Origin of the sequence: Curtobacterium sp. MCBD17_040, assembly GCF_003234805.2 — a bacterium.
In the GTDB taxonomy this organism is placed as follows: Bacteria; Actinomycetota; Actinomycetes; order Actinomycetales; family Microbacteriaceae; genus Curtobacterium.
The window spans coordinates 3,073,669-3,091,820 of record NZ_CP126273.1 but is presented as its reverse complement, the minus strand read 5'-3'; the positions used below and the strand labels follow the sequence as shown (position 1 = coordinate 3,091,820).

The following is an 18,152-nucleotide window of genomic DNA, read 5'->3' as shown; positions in this document are numbered from 1 at the left end:
GGTGACGCCCCCGGCTCCGGCACACGCGGATGCGACGGACACGGGGACTGGTGGTCGGTTCGTGGCGGCGTCGGGCCGGATCTTGGACACGCGGAGCGGGACGGGTGGGTACTCGACGGCGATGCCGGCGGGTGGGTACCGGTCGATCCAGGTGGGTGGCAAGGCGGGTGTGCCGACGTCTGGGGTGGGTGCGGTCGTGGTGAACGTCACCGCGGTGAACATGACCCAGCAGGGCGAGGTGCGTGGCCGGCCGGACGACTCGACGGCGTCGGCGTTGATGCTCGTGTTCGACGGTGGTGGGTTGGGGACGACGTCGAACACGGCGACGATCGCGGTCGGTGACGATGGGACGATCCAGGTTGCATCGGACGTGGTGACGGATCTCGTGATCGACGTGCAGGGCTACTACACCGCGAACGACGATGGGACGGCGGCGGGCGGCTTCGTGTCGGTGCCGGGCACGCGGATCGTGGATTCCCGGAACGGCACGGGGGTGTCGAAGGCGCAGATCGCGGCGGGCAGTTCGGTGACGTTCCAGGTGACGGGCAATGGTGGTGTGCCGGCGGGTGCGTCGGCGGTGGTTGCGAACTTCATCGTGATCCCGGCGGCGAACGGCGGGTACATCACGCCGTATCCGGCGGGGACGAGCAAGCCGCAGCGGTCGTTGCAGTACGCGGCGGGGGTGCCGACATCGCTGACGGCGCAGGTGGCGTTGAGCAGTGATGGCAAGTTGACCGTCGCGGATGACGTGAACGCGATCGATCTCGCGGTGGATGTGCAGGGGTACTTCACCGCGACGAACGGCGGTGGGAGCGTGTTCACGCCCGCCGCAGGCACGGTCTATGACACGCGGGTCAGCCCGAACACCCCGATCGCTGCGAACTCGAGCCGCGCCATTCAGGTGTCCGGGCAGGCTGGCGTGCCTGCGGTCGGCGCCGGGGTGACCGCGGTGGCGTTGACGCTGACGTCGCTGCATGCGGCGAACAGCACCGGCGACGCGATCGCGTGGGCGGATGGCGCGACCAAGCCCGGAACGACGTCCATCAACTTCAGTGCTGATTCGATCCGGACCAACACCGTGATCGTGCCCGTCGGGTCCAACGGCAAGATCGATCTCTACAACCGGAGCGGGGACAGCACGGACTACGTCTTCGAGCTGCAGGGCTGGTACAACAACCTGCCGACCGGTCCCACGACCACGAACGTGACGGGGTCGCGGCCGTCGGCGACGAATCTGAGTTTCGGGATCGATGATCAGACGAGTGCGCAGGTGGACGTCGCGACGGGGAACCTGTTGGTCGGGAACAGCGGGTTGTCGCTGCCGGGGGTGAACGCGTCGACGACGATCGGTGCGGCGTACAACTCGCGGGGTTGGCAGACGGCGAGCAGCATCGGCATGGTGGCGAACCGGTGGCAGTACGCCCTCGACGGCGTCGGGTCGCTGTCGGCGGGTAGCACGGGTGTGATCTACACGGGTCCGGATGGGTCGACGTGGCTGTTCAAGGTCAACGCTGACGGTTCGTACACGACGCCGGCGGGCTTGCAGCAGACGCTGGCGAAGTCGTCGGCGGAGTACACGTTGACGTCATGGACGTCGAAGCAGGTCGATCACTTCAATCTCAACGGCCAGCCGACGAAGGTGGTCGACGGGAACAGCAACGCCGTCGCGTTCAGCTACTCCGGTGCGACCTTGGCGAGCATCGTGTCGACGGCAGGCGCTGTCACCACGGACAGCAGCGGGAAGCCGATCAGCGGCGCACGGGTCGCGAACGTCGCGTACAGCAACGGGGCGACGACGTTCACGCAGACCAACGGCTCGGCGACGCGGTCGATCCGGTACAGCAAGGACGGCAACGGCAACATCGTCGGCTACACGGATGCCACCGGCGCGACGACGACGTTCGGGTACTCCGGCCAGGACCTGACCTCGGTCACGGCGCCGAACGGCGGGGTGACGACGTTCACGTACGACAGCTCGGATCGGGTCACCGAGGTCGACCAGCGGAACACGACGGCGGGGTCGCCGGGTACCGCGGTCACGCGGTTGTCGTACGTGTCGAGCACCCAGACGCAGGTCGCGGGTCCGGACACGGATTCGTCGCAGACGGTGTCGGCGGTGAAGAACACGACGTACACGATCGACGCGTCCACGCATGATGTGACGAAGGCGGTGGATCCGGATGGGAACACGCGCAGTGCGTCGTACAACGCGGCGAACAACGCCGTGTCGCAGAGCCAGGTCGGCTCGGGGGACAGCACGTCGACCACGACCGGTACGTACACGTCGAACAGTGGCCAGTCGTTGGACAAGGTCGCGTCCTCGTCCGGCGCGTCGAGCTCGGCGACGTACGGGGACAGCACCAACCCGTATCTGCCGACCTCGACGACGGATGGGTCGGGGAACACGACGACCGTGACCTACAACGGGCAGGGCAACCAGATGACGTCCTCCACCGGCAGCGACACGAACGTGCAGGCTGCTGTGGAGCGGAACTCGGACGGGACGGTGAAGACCGCGACCGCGCCGGGGAACGCCGCCAGCGGCAGCACCCCGAAGAACCCGACCACCTACGCCTACGACGGCAACCACCAGCTGTCGACCGTGACGCCGCCGACGGGAACGACCCTGGGCGTGAAGACGTACACGTACGACGCGTTCGGGCGGCTCGCGTCCGAGACGGACGGCAACAGCCACACGACGTCGTTCACGTACGACAACGATGACCGGCAGCTGACGGAATCGTTCTCCGACGGCACCCACGCGGTGTCGAACCAGTACGACGGCAACGGGAACCTGACCTCGTCGACCTCGGCGACTGGCACGATCACGAACACGTACGACCAGCAGAACCGGCTCACGTCGACGGTGAACACCGCCGGCGGCGGGACAGTCTCGTACACGTACGACAAGGCCTCGAACGAGCTCACCGTGTCCGCCGGCGGTGGCACGGCGACGAACACCTACGACCCGGCCAACACCCTGCTGACCACGACGCTGCCGAACGCGTCCGGCACCGAGACGCAGGTGTATGCCACCGATGACCACGGCCGGCGCACGGACACGTGGGTGAACGCGAACGCGGCGCACACGACGTGGACGGGCCGCACCCACACCGACTACGACACCTCCGGCCGGGTGATCCGGGTGCGGTCCTGGACCGGCACCGGGGATGCGAGCAACTCGCTCGTGTTCGACACCTCGTACTGCTACCAGTTCAAGACGGCGTCGGCGAGCTGCGACAGCGTCCAGGCGGCGAAGCCGACCGCGGCCAGCCAGCTCAACGATCGCAGCGAGCTGCAGCTGGCCACGGACAACATCTCGCATCAGACCACGACCTACGGGTACACGGCGGCGCGGCTGACCAGCGCCACCCAGGCCGGCGGCAGCAGCAACGTGACCTGGACGTACTCCTACAACAGCAACGGGGACCGCACCGGTGCCGCGGAGACGGGAAGTGCGACCTCGTCGCAGAACCTGACGTACAACGCGGCGAACCAGATCACCTCGAGCGGGTACACGTATGACGCAGCGGGCAACATGACCGCATCACCGGGCGTGACGTACACCTACAACGGGGCGGAGCAGATGACCAGCTCCACCATGGGCGGGAAGACCACCACGTACACCTACGCCGGCGCGGACCAAAACGAGCTGCTCAGCCAGACCACACCGGGCGGGGACTCGTACATGTACGTGTACGGCAAGAGCGGGCAGCTGCAGTCCCAAACCAGCGCCGGGCAGACGTCGTTCTTCTTCGACGACCCGACCACAGGACAGGTGTTGGACGCGATCAGCCCCGACTTGCAGGTCGGGTTGTACCTGGTGGACGGGATCGGGAGCCCGGTCGGGATCCTCACCGACGACGGCCAGCGGGCGTACGCGGTGTCGTTCGATCCGTACGGGAACCGGACCGTGGTCAGTGGCGGTACGTCGCCGTGGTTCGAGTACTTGCCCTTCGGATACAAGTCCGGCATCCGGATCACCGGCGACGGGCTCGTGAAGTTCGGACAACGCTGGTACCTTCCCGTCGCGGGCGGGTGGACGCAGGAGGACACCCTCGACGCGCCCCTCGATCCAGGCAACGCCAACCGATACGCGTTCGTCGGCTGCGATCCCATCAACGGCTCGGATCCCACCGGTCGTGTTTCGCAGTGCGGCCATGCCGTCACCGGTCTCGTGTTCTCGAGCCTCGGGCTCATCGCCTCCGGTGTCGCAATTGTTGGATCGGTTGCCGCTGAGATCCCGTCCCTCGGATGGTCAACGGCGCTGGGAGTAGCCGGCGTCATTGGATTTGGAGCGTCAGCATACGGAGTGATAGATGGTATCGGATCGGTGGCCAGTGCCTGCTAACGGAAGGAAGCGCTATAACTCGATCGTGTGCGCAATCCTCACGCCAGTTCTCGTGATCCTCGCAGTTCTCACCATTACCTCTGTATCGACTGGGTGGGGTTCATGGGTTGCGTTCCTCACTGCGACGGTCGCGGTGGGAGCGGGGCTGACGTTCCTCCTCGTATTCGGGCCGGCGAAACTGAGGCGACGACGTTAGGCCAGAGTCCCAAGATGCAGCAGTCCCCGTTCGATCGCGGGATCAACCCGGACCTACACAGCCGAGGCCCCGGATCCGTCCGCACCCGGGGCCTCGTACTGTGCTCGGTCAGATCGTGGGCGAGTCCTCGTCCGGGTCCTCACCCTCGGCCTGCGAGGGCGCGTCCATGCCACCGTGCGTGGTGGCGTCCGCCTCGTCCTCGCCGCCGGCTTCCGATGTCGTGCGGGCCATGTCGGCCTCCTTCCGTGTGACGGGACGTGTGCCCGTCGAGGGTCACTGCGACGCGGCCGTGGGGGCCGAGTCACCATCCCGATGATGGCCCGGAGCGGTGCCGGTGCCCCGCAGTCTCGGCTCGTGCTCAGGGAGCCCGGGAGCCGCCGCTGTCCGCGAGGTCGCGCCCGGCCAGCCGACCGCCCGGCTCGGGATCGCGGGTGCGCGGAGCATGGTGAGACCGCGCCGGAACCACCGGTACCAGGGGAGGCCCGCGCGGCCGTGTGACCCGAGGGTGTGGAGCGCCTTGCGCGTGCGGATCACCAGTCCGCGGCGGTCCCGCAGCGGGTCGCTCGAGATCTCGGCGCGCAGTCCCGGATCGACGACGACGCGCCACGCCGGGTCGAGGTGGAGGCTCAGGTCGACGTCGTCGTGGAGCGCCGGGTCACGACGGTCCACGCGTGCGGAGACGCGGGTCCAGGCCGCGCGCGTGAACGCGGTGTTCGAGCCGAAGACCGGCGGCCGTGCGAGCGCGAGCCACATGAGCACGAAGTACGCCCGCATGTAGGCGAGCTGCCAGAACGCGCGAGGGACCGGGCGGAGGTCCCGGAAACGCCCGGGCCCGGCCACCGCGACCACGCGGGGATCCTCGAATGCCCGGAGCGCGCGGTGGACCCAGTCGGGTGGCAGCACCGAGTCGGCGTCGACGCGGGCGATCACGTCGCCGGAAGCCGCGTCGTACCCGCACGACGCGGCCGCCGCGATCCCCCGGACGGGCTCGTGGAGCACGGTGGCCCCCGCCGCGAGGGCGACGGCGACGCTGTCGTCGGTGCTGCCGTTGTCGACGACGATGACCTCGTCGACGGGCACGGTCTGCACCGCGACGGACGCGAGGCACCGTCGGAGCACGGAGGCGTCATCGAGGACGGGGACCACCATCGACACGTGAGGCCGACGGTGGTCCCCGTCACGGCGGCGGCGTCGGCCGCCGGAGCGCGTCACTCCTTGTTTCGCCGGTCCTGCGACAGGGCGGCCTTCTGCTCGACCTTGTTCGGGGTCGGGGTGGTGCCGTAGTAGCGCGCGTCGACCAGCGTGGGCGGGGGCATCGGCACCGAGGTGGTGGGCCCGTCGTGGTACGTGTACTCGCCCTTGCCGTCGAACGAGGGGCCGCTCGCCCAGCGTCCCTCGGCCGCGGCGGCGCCGTCGGAGAAGTTGAGGTACTGGTAGTTGACCTCCTGGTCCTCCTTCTTCTGCGCGAAGTTGCTCGGGACCGGGAAGTCCTCGTAGCCCTCTTCGCGGAGTTCGGCGGCGGCGGTCGCCCACATGTTCTGGTGCATGGTGTCGCGGGCGATGAGGAACGACAGCAGGTCGCGGATCCCGTGGTCGTCCGTCATGTGGTAGAGCCGGGCGGCCTGGATGCGCCCCTGCATCTCCGCGTTCTCGTTCGCCGTGAAGTCGGCGAGGAGGTTGCCACTCGCCGTGATGTACGAGCCCTGCCACGGGTTCCCGTTGCTGTCGACGGGGCGCGCGCCGGCGCCGGCGACGATCGCGTGCTGGACGTCCATGCCTCCGATGACGGCGGCGACGGTCGGGTCGTCCTGCACGGCCTCCTTGGTGATGCCGAGCGGGGCCTTCTCGAGCAGCTGGGCGATCATCGTCGCGAGCATCTCGACGTGACCGAGCTCCTCGGCGCCGATCCCGAAGACGAGGTCCCGGTACTTGCCGGGGATGTGCATGTTCCAGGCCTGGAACTGGTACTGCAGCGCGACCGAGATCTCGCCGTACTGGCCACCGAGGACCTCCTGCAGCTTCCGTGCGTAGACGGCGTCGGGCTTGCTCGGCGTGGACTTGAACTGCAATTCCTGCTTGTGGAAGTACATCCTGTGTCTCTCCTTCAGCTCGCGTCGGTGCCGGGCGGGTCCCGGCGCTCACGACGCGTGGTCTGGACCGTAGGCCCCGTTCCCTCGCCACCCATGCAGGTTGTCCCCCTCGGACGGGAGGTGCGGTGCGGCCCCGCCCCGGCCCTCCCGTCCGGATTTCCGGGAGTCAGCGAGGCCCACCCGGGCGTCCGGGGGACGAACGGGGCGTGCTCCGGCCGCCCCCGGGTCGTCCGGAGCACCCAGAACGGGGGACAATCTCCCTGGTCCGCCCCTGGGAGTCCGAACGCTCCCAGGCGAGAACGCGCACGGTGGGTGACACGCCAGACCGGGATGACGCCTGTCCTCCCGGACCCGCGAACAGGGAAGGAACGTCATGAGCACATACCCACCGGAGAACGACATCCCGAACGACACCCCGATCTACGACCGGGCCGTGCCGACCGGGTCGCTCGCCGACGACGACCTCATCGACGACGAGCTCGTCGTCGACGACACGACGGACACCACCTACTCCGGCGTCCACGTCCCGTCCTACGGAACGGACAGCGCGAGCGACTCCGGCGGCTCCGGCAAGGCCGACGCCGCCAAGGGCGCAGCCCAGAACGTCGCGGGCGACGCCAAGCAGTCGGCCGCGCAGGTCGCGGGCGTCGCCAAGGAGCAGGCGTCCCGAGTCGCCTCGGAGGCCACGGACCACGCCAAGGAACTCCTCGGCCAGGCGACGTCGAGCCTCAAGGACCAGGCGGGCCAGCAGCAGCAGCGCGCCGCGGGCGGACTCCGCACGATCAGCGACCAGCTGTCGTCGATGGCCGAGAACGCCGACGACGGCATCGCGGGCAAGGTCGTCCGCGACCTCTCGAACCGCGCCGGCAGCGTCGCGGGCTACCTCGAAGGCCGTGACCCGGGCTCGCTGATCGACGAGGTCCGCTCCTTCGCGGCCCGTCGTCCGGGCACGTTCATCGCCATCGCCGCCGGAGCGGGCATCCTCGCCGGTCGCCTCACCAAGGCGCTGACGACGGAGATCAAGCACGAGAAGGAAGCCGAGGCCTTCGGTGGCGCCACCGGCGGCGACTCGTCCTCGTACGACGCCACGTCGACGAGCACCTACTCGACCGTCACCGACACGGACTACGGCACGACCGGCGCTGCGTACGGCACGACGGACCCGGTCGAGACCGAGTACGACCCCGGCACGGGTGCCGGGTACGGCGCCGGAGGCGTGGCATGAGCCAGACCACCCCGGGCGGCGTGCCGGGCGGTGTGCCCGGAGCGGGCTACACCGCCGGCGCCACCGCCGCATCACGACCGAACGAAGCCGCCGAGGAGCGCGCCGCCTCGACGCCGCTCGGCGAGCTGCTGACGGACGTCTCGAAGGACCTGTCGAACCTGTTCCGCCAGGAGGTCGCGCTCGCCAAGGCCGAGCTGACCGAGTCGGCGAAGAAGGCCGGCAAGGGCGCCGGGATGTTCGGTGGAGCCGGTCTGACCGCGCTCTTCGCCCTCCTCTTCATCTCCATCGCCGCGTGGTGGGCCCTCGGGTTCCTCGTGAACAACGCCTGGTCGGCGCTCATCATCGCGGTGATCTACGGCATCATCGCCGCGATCCTCGCGATGCAGGGCCGCAAGTCGATGAAGGAGATCCAGGGCGCCCCGCAGACGGTCGAGACCGCCAAGGAGATCCCCGACACCCTCAAGCCGCACACCAACGGGAGGAACGCATGAGCACCCCAGACGAGATCCGCGCCGAGATCGAGCGCACCCGTGGCAACCTCGGGTCGGACGTCGATGCACTCGCCGACAAGGTGAGCCCGTCGTCGATCGCCCACCGCCAGACCGAGAAGGTGCGCGAGCGCATCGGCTCCGTCCGCGACAGTGTGATGGGCACGGTCGACGCCGCCAAGAGCAAGGTCCAGTCCGGCACGAGCAGCGCCTCGGGCTCCGTCTCGGGCGCCTCCGACTCCGCCAAGGGCGCTGCCCGTTCGGCCGTCGGCAAGGCCAAGGGCAACCCGCTCGCCGTCGGCCTCATCGCCTTCGGTGCGGGCTGGCTCGCCTCGTCCCTCATCCCGGCCTCCTCGAAGGAAGAGGACCTCGCCGGCCAGCTGAAGGACCAGGCCGCACCGCTCGTGGACAAGGCCAAGGGCGTGGGGCAGGACATCGCCTCCGACCTCAAGGACACCGCGCAGGAGCACGTGCAGGACCTCAAGGGCACGGCGCAGGACGCCGCGTCGACGGTCAAGGACGAGGCGCAGTCCTCGGCCTCGGACGTCAAGGACAGCGCCCAGAGCGCCAAGGACGACGTGCAGAACGCGTAGTCGTCCCGACGCTCCACCCCCACGGACCGGCCCGGGTGCCGTGGTCAGACCGGATGGTCTCGACCACGGCCCCGGGCCGGTCCGTTCGTGTGTCCGGGACGGGCTCGACCTCGACGAGCCCCGCGGCGGCGAGTTCCCCGAGGAACGCCGCCACCTGCCCCGCCACCGTCTCCGGGTCGACGTCCGGGTACCACCGCGCCACCCGGGTGGCCACGTCCTCGACGGTCGTGCCCTCGTCCAGCTCGGACCAGACGACCGCAGCAGTGCCGGCGAGCACGTGCAGGTCGCACCGCGCGGGATCGGTGACCACCACCCGCTCGGCGTCGCCGACCGCCGCGACCCGCGCCCGTCGGCGGACCCAGCGACGGGGCGGCCCTGCCGTCCGTTCGTCGTCGTCCATGCGGACCTCCCTCCTCGGCTGCGCATGCTAGCGCCGACCTCCCGGTCAGCCGTGGGCGCGCTCCGGGGGTGAGTCCGCGCGCCGGACCCTCATCACGGCCGCTCCGGTGAGCGGACGACGGCACCCGCGCCGCGGGACGTGAACTGACGGGTGACCCGGTGCCGGGCCTCCCGGACGCCCATCGCGCACGCCCCTGATCGAGCCGCGTCGTGACCGTACGGTCACCGCGACCGACCCGATCGAGGAGGGGATCGTCGCGATGACCACACCGCCGTCCACATGCACACGGCCGTCGCCGTGGGAGCGTGCCGCGCCGCCCGGGCCGAGCGACGGGCGGACGCGTGTCGTCGTGGTGTGCGCGGCGAACCTCGCGCGCTCCCCACTCGTCGAGCGTCTGCTGCAGGCCGAGCTCGACGCCCGGGCCCCCGGGCGCTTCGCGGTCTCGAGCTGCGGGGTGCGGGTGCTCGAGCGCGGCGCGATGGTGCCGGGTGTCCGTCGCATGTTGCGCGACCGGGGGCTGGACGCGTCCGGCCATCGGGCGTCACCGCTCCAGGCGACCCGGCTCCGGGGTGCGACACTCGTGCTCACGGCCGAGGAGGCCCACTCCGTCGCCGTGCTCGAGCGCGTGCCGGCGCTGCTCAACCGGACGTTCACCGTGCTCGAGTTCGCGGCGATCGCGCGTCACCACCGCGCACGGGGGCTCGATCCGGCGGGGCTCCTCCAGCGAGCGGGCTCCTTGCGGGCCGCGGTGACGGCGGAGGGCGGCGATCGCGATCTCATCGACCCGGTCGGTCCGGACCCGGCGCGTCTCGCGACACTCGAGGCACAACTCGGTGACGCCGTCACGGTGATCGCGGACGCACTGGCGGCGACGCGTGGCTGAGCGGCGGCGGGTCCTACGACGGGTGTCGTTCGCGGTCGTGATCCTCGTCGTGCTGCCGCTCGTCGCGGCGGCCGCGGTCGTGCTGCTGGTGCAGACCGGGTACCGGTCCGACGTCCGGACCCTCGACACCGACCCGTTCCCGAGAGGGGAGCGTCCGGCGGCGTCCCGGGCCTCCGAGAACGTGCTGCTCATCGGCTCGGACACCCGCGGACGCCTCGGCGACATCGCGGGCGGCGGTCCGACCGGGCAGCGCTCGGACACGCTCATGCTCGTCCACCTCCCGGCCGACGGCGACGACGTCCAGGTCATGTCGATCATGCGCGACCTCTGGGTGCCGATCCCCGGGCACGGCGAGGGCAAGGTGAACGCCGCGTTCTCCCTCGGCGGGGTCCCGCTGACGATCCGCACCGTGGAGGCGCTCCTCGACGTCCGCATCGACCACGTCGCGGTCGTCGACTTCGCCGGGTTCGCGGCCATGTCGTCGACGCTCGGTGGTGTCGACGTCGTGTCACCCAAGGCCTTCACGAGCCGCAACATGCCGGGCTACCGGTTCACCGCCGGCGTCAACCACGTGGCCGGGCAGCGTGCGCTCGCCTTCGTGCGCGAACGGTACGCGTTCCCCGACGCGGACCACCAGCGCGTCCGGAACCAGCAGTCGTTCCTCCGCGGTGTCCTCGACCGCCTGGCCGACCGGGACGGCCTGCACGACCTCGGCCGGGTGCGGGCGTTCCTCGGTGCGACGGGACGGTCCGTGACGGTGGACCGCGGCCTCACGTTCACCCGCGCAGCGCGCATCGGCTGGCGACTCCGATCGGTCCGACCGGACGACGTGGCCTTCTTCACGCTGCCGACGCTCGGCAGCGGGACGAGCGCGGACGGTCAGTCGATCGTGCTGCAGGACCGGACCGCGGTCGCCGAGATCGGCAGCGCCCTGCGGCATGACACCCTCGGCGACTGGGTCGACCACCACCACACCGAGGAGCGGTGACGTGGCGCACACGATCGCGACGGCCGCGGTCGGCGGACACCGGGAGGCGCGGCCCGGCACCGCGACACCGCTCCCGACCCGGACGATGGCCGCCACCGAGGCCGTGAGTCTGCTCGCCGCGACCCTCGGATCGCAGTTCCTCCGGTTCGGGTTCGACGGGAACGGCGTGCAGATCGGGTTCGTCGGGCTCGACTACACCGAGTTCTCGGTGCTCCTGTCGGGGCTGTGGTTCGTCCTCCTCCTCGTCGTCCGGGCCGGGCGGTCCCCCGAGGACCGCTTCGTGTCGTCACCCGGCGCGTTCCGCGACCTCACCCGCACCACGGTCGTCGTCGTGCTCGTGCTCGCCGTGTCCTCCGCGATCACGCAGACGGAGATCTCGCGGGGGTACCTGCTCGTGGCCGTCCCGCTCGGCCTCGTCGCGCTCGTCGCCGACCGGGTGGCCTGGCGCGCGTGGGTCCGTCGTGTGCGCGAGCGCGGCCGGATGTGCCGCTCGACGCTCGTCATCGGTCCGTCCGACTCGGTGGCGGCCGTCCGTGACCTGGTCGACCGCGACCCGGGTGCCGGGCTCCGCGTCGTCCGGACGTTGGTCACCGACGGCCCCGTCGGGGCGAGTGCGCGCCGCGCCGGACCCGAGGCGCTGCACGCGCGCGTCGAGCAGCTCGTCGACGAGCTCGGCCCGGACGCGGTGCTCGTCGTCGGCGGGCACGGCGACGAGTTCGCGCGCGAGCTCTCCTGGGCCCTCGAGGCCGACGGTGTCCAGCTGCTCGTGGCGCCGCAGGTCGGACCGGTCGCGACGCAGCGCCTCCAGACGGTCACGCTCGCCGGGCACGCCCTGATCGCCGTCGAACCGCCCCCGCGGTCCGGCCTCCCGCACGTGGCGAAGCGGGCGTTCGACGTCGTGGCGAGTGCCCTGGGGCTCGTCCTCGCTGCGCCCTTCATCGTGCTCGTCGCCCTCGCGGTACGACTCGACAGTCCGGGGCCCGCGTTCTTCACCCAGCAGCGCGTCGGCCAGGGCGGACGGCTGTTCACGATCGTCAAGTTCCGGACGATGGTGCCGGGCGCGGACCGACTGCAGGGCGACCTCCGCGCCGAGAACGAACACGGCTCCGGACCGCTGTTCAAGATGCGGGACGACCCGCGCGTGACCCGGCTCGGCCGCCTCCTCCGGCGCTGGTCGGTGGACGAGGTCCCACAGCTCGTCAACGTCCTGCTCGGTCACATGAGCCTCGTGGGGCCGCGGCCACCACTGCCGTCCGAGGTGGCGACGTACGGGGACCGGGCACGACGGCGCCTCCTGACGAAGCCGGGGCTGACGGGCCCGTGGCAGGTCGGGGGTCGCTCGGACCTCCCGTGGGAGGACGGCCTCCACCTCGACCTCCTGTACGTCGAGAACTGGTCCCTCATGGGCGACCTGGTCGTCCTGGCCCGGACGGTCGGTGCCGTCCTCCGCGCACGGGGAGCCTACTGATGGCGTCGGGACGCACACCGCTCCTCCGGGTCGCGCCCGACGCCGTCCTGCTCGCCGACGAGCCGCTGTTCCGGGGGGACGTGCGCGACCTCCTCGACGAGGTCGACCGGCGGCGGGGTACCGGTCGAACGCTCGTGACGACGCCGAACGTCGACCAGGTACTCGTGCTGCGGAACGACGAGGCGGCGCGCCGTGCGCACGCGCGGGCGGACCTCCGGACGGTCGACGGCCTCCCGATCGTCGCGTTGGCGCGACTGCTCGGCGACCACACCGTGCGTCGGGTCACCGGGGCGGACCTCCTCGTCGCGTGCAGCGCGGCCTCCGCCGAGCGGGGGTGGCGGATCGTCGTCACCGGTGGAGCACCGGGCACGGCCGTCCGCGCGGCGGAGCGACTCCGGACGCAGCACCCCGGCGCGGACATCCAGGACGTGCCGTTCCCGGACCTCACGGGCGGCGAGGACGGCGGCATGGTCGTCGAGCGGCTCCGGGCGATCCGCCCCGACGTCGTCTTCCTCTGCCTCGGGTCGCCGAAGCAGGAGGCGTGGTTCCTCCGGTGGGAGGACGCACTGCCCGACGCGGTCTACGTCGGCGCCGGCGCGGCGGTCGACTTCGCCGCAGGCGCCCGGCGCCGTGCACCCGTGCTCGTCCAGCGCCTCGGTCTGGAGTGGTCGTGGCGGCTGCTGCAGGAACCGCGCCGCCTCGCTCACCGCTACCTGGTCCGGGGCCCGGCGTTCCTGCTCGTGGTCGCGCGGTCGCTCCTGGCTGCACGCGAGCGTCGACCGGACCGGGCATGAGCGCTCGGCCCACGGACGCCGTGCCCGACGTGACCGTCGTCGCCGCGCTGTTCCGGCCCGGTCGGTTGCTCGACGGGTTCCTCGACCGAGCCGCGGCCCTCCTCACCGCGGGCGTCGAGCTCGTCCTGGTCGACGACGGGTCCGGTGACGGCACCGCCGAGCGCCTCCGTCGGTGGGCGGTCGACCGCCCCGACGTGCAGGTGCTCGAGAACGCGACGAACTCCGGGGTGGCCGCGAGCCGCAACCGCGCGGTCCGGCTCGCCCGCGGTACGTGGGTGTGGTTCGTCGACCACGACGACCGGTGGGAGCCCGGAGCACCGACGCGGCTCCTCGACGCGGCGACCGACGACGTCGACGTCGTCGTGTGTCGGGCCGACTTCCGCACCGACCCGCTCCGCCCCGGCCGGATCGTCGACGGTGTCCCCGTGCCGCGCGTCGCGACCGGTCCCGAGGCGCTCGTCATGCTGCTCGAGGGCACCATCGACGGCTTCCTGTGGTCGAAGCTCGTCCGCCGCTCGGTCCTCGGGAACGCGCCCTTCCCGCACCTGCCGTCGCAGAGCGACGTCGCGGGTCTCGCCCCGGTGCTCGCCGCCGCGCGACGGGTCCGGTTCGTCCCGGACGTGCTCTACCACTGGGTCCACCGTCCCGGCTCGGTCTCGCGGTCCAGGACGCCCGCGCTCGACGCCCTGGAGGCCGCCCACGCCGCCGTCGTCGCGGCCGCGGACTCCGTGGCGCCGGTCGACGCACCGGCGCTCGCCGACCCGGCACGCCGCGAGGAGCTCCTGACCTGGTTCACGTGCTGGTTCCGGTGCCGCGGGCTGGTCGTCACGCCGGGGCGCCAGCACGCGCCCTGGTCGGTCCGGCGCGCCGGGGTGCGGCGCGCCCGACGAGCCCTGCACGGTCGTCGGCTCGGTGGCGTCCGTCTGCGGTCGACCTCGGTGTGGCTCCTCATGTGGGCGGTCCGCGTCGCACCGCTCCTGGTGGTCGGCGTGCTGCCCCTGCTCTTCGCGGTGCACGACGCCCGGGTGGCCGGACGACCCGGCGGGTGAGGCCGTGTCCGTGGCGGGTGAGGCCGTGGGGGATCCCACCGCCCGGCGATCGGCGGGAACGTGCGTGCGCCCGGGCGGACCACCCACGCCGGGACGGAGACTGCCCTGATCCCGCCCCGACCACGACCCGGAGGACCACGCATGGCTCCCGACGCACGTCCCGACGAGCGGACCTCCCGGACCCTGGCCGACTACGTGCGCATGTTCCGGACGTACTGGTTCGGCGCGGTGCTCATCGTCCTGGCCTGCGTCGCCGCGGCCGGTGCGTGGACGCTCACGCAACCGCGGGTGTACACGTCCGGGGCCTCCGGTTTCGTGCGGGTCGCGGGCAACGGCGACGCCAACCTCGACTACGCCGCCGACCAGTTGTCGAAGTCCCAGGCCGAGACGTACGTCGAGCTCGGTGGTTCGCTGGCGGTCGCGAAACGGGTGGTCCGGGCGACCGGCACCAGTGCATCACCGCAGGAGCTGCTCGGCCGCGTGCAGACCCGCCTGCCGGAGGGCACGGCGATCATCGACGTCACCGCGAGCGGCGCGACCCCGCGCGAGTCCGCCGACCTCGCGGACGCGTGGATCGCGGGCATGGGGCGGCAGATCGCCGCGATCCAGTCGTCGGGGGAGGCACTCGCCTCGGCCACGACGAAGCTCGTCCCGTTGGCCTCCGCCACCGTCCCGACGTCGCCCTCGTCGCCGGACGTGCGCGCGGCGGTGACGCTCGGGGTGCTCGTCGGCCTGCTCCTGGCGTCGGTGTACGTCCTCGTGCGGCAGGCCCTCGACCGGCGCATCCGCTCGGCCGCCGCGATCGAGGCCGCGTTCGGTGTCCCCGTGCTCGGGACCATCCCGCTCAATCCAGCCCTGACCGACCACCGGCAACTCGTCGACGCCCTGCCGAACCGCACGCCCGAGGAGCGACGGGTCAACTTCGCGACGTCCGAGGCCCTCCGCGAGCTGCGCACGAACCTGTCCTACGTCCACGTCGACGAGCGCCCGAAGGTCCTCGTCGTCACGAGTCCGCTCCCGGGCGACGGCAAGTCGACGATCGCGGCGAACCTCGCCCGGTCCCTCGCCGTGACGTCCACCGGGCGGGTCGTGCTCATCGACTGCGATCTCCGGCGACCCGTGCTGTCGGCGGTCTTCGGCGTGGCCCGGGGCGCGGGCCTCACCGACGTGCTGTCCGGACGCGCGGACCTCGCCGACGTCATGCAACAGACCGACGACGTCGGCAACCTGTGGATCGTCGGGTCCGGCCGCGTTCCACCGAACCCGAGCGAGCTGCTCGGGTCGCGGATGTTCCGGGACATCCTCGCCTCGCTCGGGGAACACGCGACGGTGGTCCTCGACGCGCCGCCGATCCTCGCCGTCACCGACGCCGTCGTGCTCGCGGCCGGTGCGGACGGCCTCGTGGTGACGGTCTCGGCGCAGGGCACCACGATCGACCAGCTCGGACGGGCGCTGCAGCTCGTGGCCCGGGGTGGGGGGACCGTGCTGGGTGCGGTGCTCAACCGGGTCCCGACGCGCGGGCAGGACGCGCGCGACTACGGCTACTACGGCGGCGCGTACTACGCGGGGGACGACGACGGGTCGGAGCCCGCTCCCGGCACGGACGGCGGCGCGGAACACGGCACGGACGGCGACGCGGAAGCGCGCGCAGCCCGCGGGGCCCGCCCGTCCGGCGGGTCCCGGCTCACGCCCTCCCTGCCCGACCGGGACGCCTCGGTCCCACGCTCGCCCGTGGTGTCCCCGTACGACCCGTCCCTCGAGCTCCCCTCGCGCCGGAGCCGGCGGCGGGCGGCGGCGGTCGGTGGAACCGACGACACCCGGCCGTGAGGGCCGCAGCACGGCTGGACGCGCGTGCCACCGTCGAGCTGGCGCACGCCGTCGTGGCGGACGCCGCGGCCGTCGCCGGTGTCCCGTTCCTGGTCCTCAAGGGCCTCGGCGCTCAGTACCACGGCCTCCAGGACCGACACCGGGTCCCGGCGGACGTCGACGTCCTCGTGCCACCGCGCGGCGTTCCGGTGATGACCGCCGAGCTCGAGCGCCGTGGGTGGCGCCGACGGCCCGCGGACGCCGACGACGTGACGTTCAGCCGCCACTCCGTCACCCTGTTCCGCAGCGGGTGGAGCTGCGACCTGGACGTGCACGACCGGTTCCCGGGCTTCGGGACGGACACCGACGCGGTGTTCGCCCGGCTCTGGAGGACCCGGTGCACGCTCGTCGTCGCCGGGGCGTCCGTCCCGGTCCCGGACCTGCCCGAGGCGGTCCTCGTGCAGGCGCTGCACTGCCTCCGGAGCATCACCGTCCCCCGTCACGCGGAGGAGTACGCGCACCTCGTCGAGCGGACGGCCGGCGACGGGAACCCGGCCCTGCTCGCGCCGACCGTCCTCGACGCGGCCCGCGCGCTCGGCGCGGTGCCCGCGGCGCGGCCGTTCCTCACCGACGCGTTCGGCATCGAGCTCGACGACGGGGGTGTGCCCGACCTGCGGTGGCGCCTGCTGACGGCCGCGTCGTCACCCCACGCGCGGCGGCTGCTCGCGCTCGTCGAGGCGCCGTGGCGCGAGCGACTCCGCGTGGTCCGGGTCGCCCTGCTCCCACCACGGGAGACGCTGGAGAAACGGGGACTCGGAGGGCTCGACCACTTCGGCCTGCTCGCGGCCTACGCCCGCCGACTGTGGCGTGGCGTGCGGTTCCTGCCGTCCGCGGCCCGAGAGGCCCGACGCGCGCGGGACCGCGGCTGACGGTCCGGCGCCGGCCTGCTCGGGCACCGTCTCCAGGCCGCCTCCGCCCGGCCCGTCGGCACGGTCGAGGCGGGGCAACGCGAACGTGAACGTCAGGAGGATCCCGGCCTGCAACCACACGAGGAGGTCGAACGAGAACCCCATCCCGAACCAGAGCAGGACGAGGGCCCGGCCCTGCGCGTCCGCCCGGACGGCCACGACGACGACCACGGCGAGGAACACGGCCAGGCCGGCGACGCCGGTGGTGCCGAGCAGGTACACCGGGAGGTCGTCCACCACCTGCAGCCCGTACGTCGTCTCGATGAGGTGGTCGGCGAACAGCCGGGTCTCGCTGCCGAACCCGGTGCCCCAGAGCGACTCGGCCAGGGGACGGGCGAGCAACCGGGGGACCGCGGCGATCGAGGTCGAGCGGTGGATCCAGGAGCCGGAGGACAGGAGCTCGGTCGTGACCGTGGAGATCCCGAAGTCGAGCACGGCCACGATGCCCCCGACGATCGCCGTGAGGACCACGTTCCTGGCCCACCGGCCGATCCCGCGTCGGTGGACCGCGTGCAGGAGGACCCCGAGGACGGCGCAGAGGACCGCGCTGCGGGTACCGGAGAGGAACACGCCGACCGCGGCGACGAGGAGCGCGACGCCCCGGACGGCGCCGGACATGCCGATGCGGTTGCTCCACGCCACCACGACCGCGATCGCCTCGAACGTCCCGAACACGATCGGCTGCCCCATCGACCCCTGGCCGCGTTCCCACACGTCACCCGTCAGGGGGTTCGGGCGGGAGACCCCACCACGCTGACCCCAGATGGGCGTGGCACCCGTGACCAGGTCGACGGCGGTCCACGCGACCTCGACGGCGGCGATGACGAGCACGGCGATGAGGACGATGCGGAGG

At 71.8% G+C, this 18,152-nt stretch carries 15 protein-coding genes; 11 read left to right on the top strand and 4 right to left on the bottom strand.

Going from position 1 to position 18,152, the window contains the following annotated elements:
- The first annotated feature begins 82 nt into the window (after window positions 1-82).
- Window positions 83-4,351 carry an RHS repeat-associated core domain-containing protein gene (locus DEI94_RS14475; protein ID WP_146249416.1) on the top strand — a complete coding sequence of 1,423 codons (4,269 nt, stop codon included), beginning with the start codon at window positions 83-85 and terminating at the stop codon, window positions 4,349-4,351.
- A 304-nt stretch (window positions 4,352-4,655) separates the two neighbouring features.
- Here DEI94_RS14475 and DEI94_RS14470 read toward each other — a convergent pair whose 3' ends face one another.
- The 3 genes from DEI94_RS14470 to DEI94_RS14460 are packed head-to-tail and all read right to left on the bottom strand — an operon-like array spanning window position 4,656 to window position 6,637.
- Window positions 4,656-4,778: a hypothetical protein gene (locus tag DEI94_RS14470; protein WP_258372265.1), complete on the bottom strand. Its 123-nt coding sequence runs from the start codon at window positions 4,776-4,778 to the stop codon at window positions 4,656-4,658.
- Between the two features lie 42 nt (window positions 4,779-4,820).
- A complete protein-coding gene (locus DEI94_RS14465) occupies window positions 4,821-5,696 on the bottom strand; it encodes a glycosyltransferase family 2 protein (RefSeq protein WP_111025765.1) in 876 nt (291 codons plus the stop codon).
- Window positions 5,697-5,755: 59 nt separating this feature from the next.
- Window positions 5,756-6,637, bottom strand: coding sequence for a manganese catalase (locus tag DEI94_RS14460; protein WP_111010678.1), 882 nt, complete (start codon window positions 6,635-6,637; stop codon window positions 5,756-5,758).
- Between the two features lie 373 nt (window positions 6,638-7,010).
- On the opposite strand from DEI94_RS14460, the gene DEI94_RS14455 reads away from it, so the two are divergent.
- The 3 genes from DEI94_RS14455 to DEI94_RS14445 are packed head-to-tail and all read left to right on the top strand — an operon-like array spanning window position 7,011 to window position 8,943.
- Window positions 7,011-7,862 (top strand): hypothetical protein, encoded by an 852-nt coding sequence (locus tag DEI94_RS14455; RefSeq protein WP_111025764.1) that lies wholly within the window; start codon window positions 7,011-7,013, stop codon window positions 7,860-7,862.
- The gene (locus DEI94_RS14450; RefSeq protein WP_111025763.1) at window positions 7,859-8,353 is read left to right on the top strand and encodes a phage holin family protein; all 495 of its coding nucleotides are present in this window, start codon (window positions 7,859-7,861) and stop codon (window positions 8,351-8,353) included. Before DEI94_RS14455 ends, DEI94_RS14450 begins: the two co-directional genes overlap by 4 nt.
- Window positions 8,350-8,943: a DUF3618 domain-containing protein gene (locus tag DEI94_RS14445; protein ID WP_111010681.1), complete on the top strand. Its 594-nt coding sequence runs from the start codon at window positions 8,350-8,352 to the stop codon at window positions 8,941-8,943. The genes DEI94_RS14450 and DEI94_RS14445 overlap by 4 nt, the downstream gene beginning before the upstream one ends.
- Here DEI94_RS14445 and DEI94_RS14440 read toward each other — a convergent pair.
- Window positions 8,897-9,343 carry a PqqD family protein gene (locus DEI94_RS14440; protein ID WP_111010682.1) on the bottom strand — a complete coding sequence of 149 codons (447 nt, stop codon included), beginning with the start codon at window positions 9,341-9,343 and terminating at the stop codon, window positions 8,897-8,899. The genes DEI94_RS14445 and DEI94_RS14440 overlap by 47 nt on opposite strands.
- A 259-nt stretch (window positions 9,344-9,602) precedes the next feature.
- Between DEI94_RS14440 and DEI94_RS14435 the strand changes: the two genes are divergently transcribed.
- The 7 genes from DEI94_RS14435 to DEI94_RS14405 all read left to right on the top strand — a co-directional run bounded on the left by DEI94_RS14435 (window position 9,603) and on the right by DEI94_RS14405 (window position 17,260).
- Complete coding sequence (locus DEI94_RS14435) at window positions 9,603-10,226, top strand: arsenate reductase/protein-tyrosine-phosphatase family protein (protein WP_111025762.1); 624 nt, start codon at window positions 9,603-9,605, stop codon at window positions 10,224-10,226.
- On the top strand, window positions 10,219-11,214 hold the full coding sequence (locus tag DEI94_RS14430; protein ID WP_284183714.1) for an LCP family protein: 996 nt from the start codon (window positions 10,219-10,221) through the stop codon (window positions 11,212-11,214). The genes DEI94_RS14435 and DEI94_RS14430 overlap by 8 nt, the downstream gene beginning before the upstream one ends.
- 1 nt (window position 11,215) lies before the next feature.
- Window positions 11,216-12,682, top strand: coding sequence for a sugar transferase (locus DEI94_RS14425; protein ID WP_181436065.1), 1,467 nt, complete (start codon window positions 11,216-11,218; stop codon window positions 12,680-12,682).
- Entirely contained in the window at window positions 12,682-13,476 is a 795-nt protein-coding gene (locus tag DEI94_RS14420; protein WP_111025759.1) for a WecB/TagA/CpsF family glycosyltransferase, read from the top strand. The genes DEI94_RS14425 and DEI94_RS14420 overlap by 1 nt, the downstream gene beginning before the upstream one ends.
- Window positions 13,473-14,525 carry a glycosyltransferase family 2 protein gene (locus DEI94_RS14415; RefSeq protein WP_111025758.1) on the top strand — a complete coding sequence of 351 codons (1,053 nt, stop codon included), beginning with the start codon at window positions 13,473-13,475 and terminating at the stop codon, window positions 14,523-14,525. Before DEI94_RS14420 ends, DEI94_RS14415 begins: the two co-directional genes overlap by 4 nt.
- A 141-nt stretch (window positions 14,526-14,666) precedes the next feature.
- Window positions 14,667-16,352, top strand: coding sequence for a tyrosine-protein kinase domain-containing protein (locus tag DEI94_RS14410; RefSeq protein ID WP_111025757.1), 1,686 nt, complete (start codon window positions 14,667-14,669; stop codon window positions 16,350-16,352).
- A complete protein-coding gene (locus tag DEI94_RS14405; protein WP_111025756.1) occupies window positions 16,349-17,260 on the top strand; it encodes a nucleotidyltransferase family protein in 912 nt (303 codons plus the stop codon). The genes DEI94_RS14410 and DEI94_RS14405 overlap by 4 nt, the downstream gene beginning before the upstream one ends.
- The last annotated feature ends 892 nt before the right edge of the window (window positions 17,261-18,152 follow it).

Bases quoted from the DNA above. Each gene is read 5' to 3' on its own strand.
- DEI94_RS14450 (WP_111025763.1), top strand. From the start codon at position 7,859: ATGAGCCAGACCACCCCGGGCGGCGTGCCGGGCGGTGTGCCCGGAGCG.
- DEI94_RS14470 (WP_258372265.1), bottom strand. From the start codon at position 4,778: ATGGCCCGCACGACATCGGAAGCCGGCGGCGAGGACGAGGCGGACGCC.
- DEI94_RS14420 (WP_111025759.1), top strand. From the start codon at position 12,682: ATGGCGTCGGGACGCACACCGCTCCTCCGGGTCGCGCCCGACGCCGTC.
- DEI94_RS14435 (WP_111025762.1), top strand. From the start codon at position 9,603: ATGACCACACCGCCGTCCACATGCACACGGCCGTCGCCGTGGGAGCGT.
- DEI94_RS14455 (WP_111025764.1), top strand. From the start codon at position 7,011: ATGAGCACATACCCACCGGAGAACGACATCCCGAACGACACCCCGATC.
- DEI94_RS14440 (WP_111010682.1), bottom strand. From the start codon at position 9,343: ATGGACGACGACGAACGGACGGCAGGGCCGCCCCGTCGCTGGGTCCGC.
- DEI94_RS14415 (WP_111025758.1), top strand. From the start codon at position 13,473: ATGAGCGCTCGGCCCACGGACGCCGTGCCCGACGTGACCGTCGTCGCC.
- DEI94_RS14410 (WP_111025757.1), top strand. From the start codon at position 14,667: ATGGCTCCCGACGCACGTCCCGACGAGCGGACCTCCCGGACCCTGGCC.
- DEI94_RS14460 (WP_111010678.1), bottom strand. From the start codon at position 6,637: ATGTACTTCCACAAGCAGGAATTGCAGTTCAAGTCCACGCCGAGCAAG.
- DEI94_RS14465 (WP_111025765.1), bottom strand. From the start codon at position 5,696: ATGGTGGTCCCCGTCCTCGATGACGCCTCCGTGCTCCGACGGTGCCTC.
- DEI94_RS14445 (WP_111010681.1), top strand. From the start codon at position 8,350: ATGAGCACCCCAGACGAGATCCGCGCCGAGATCGAGCGCACCCGTGGC.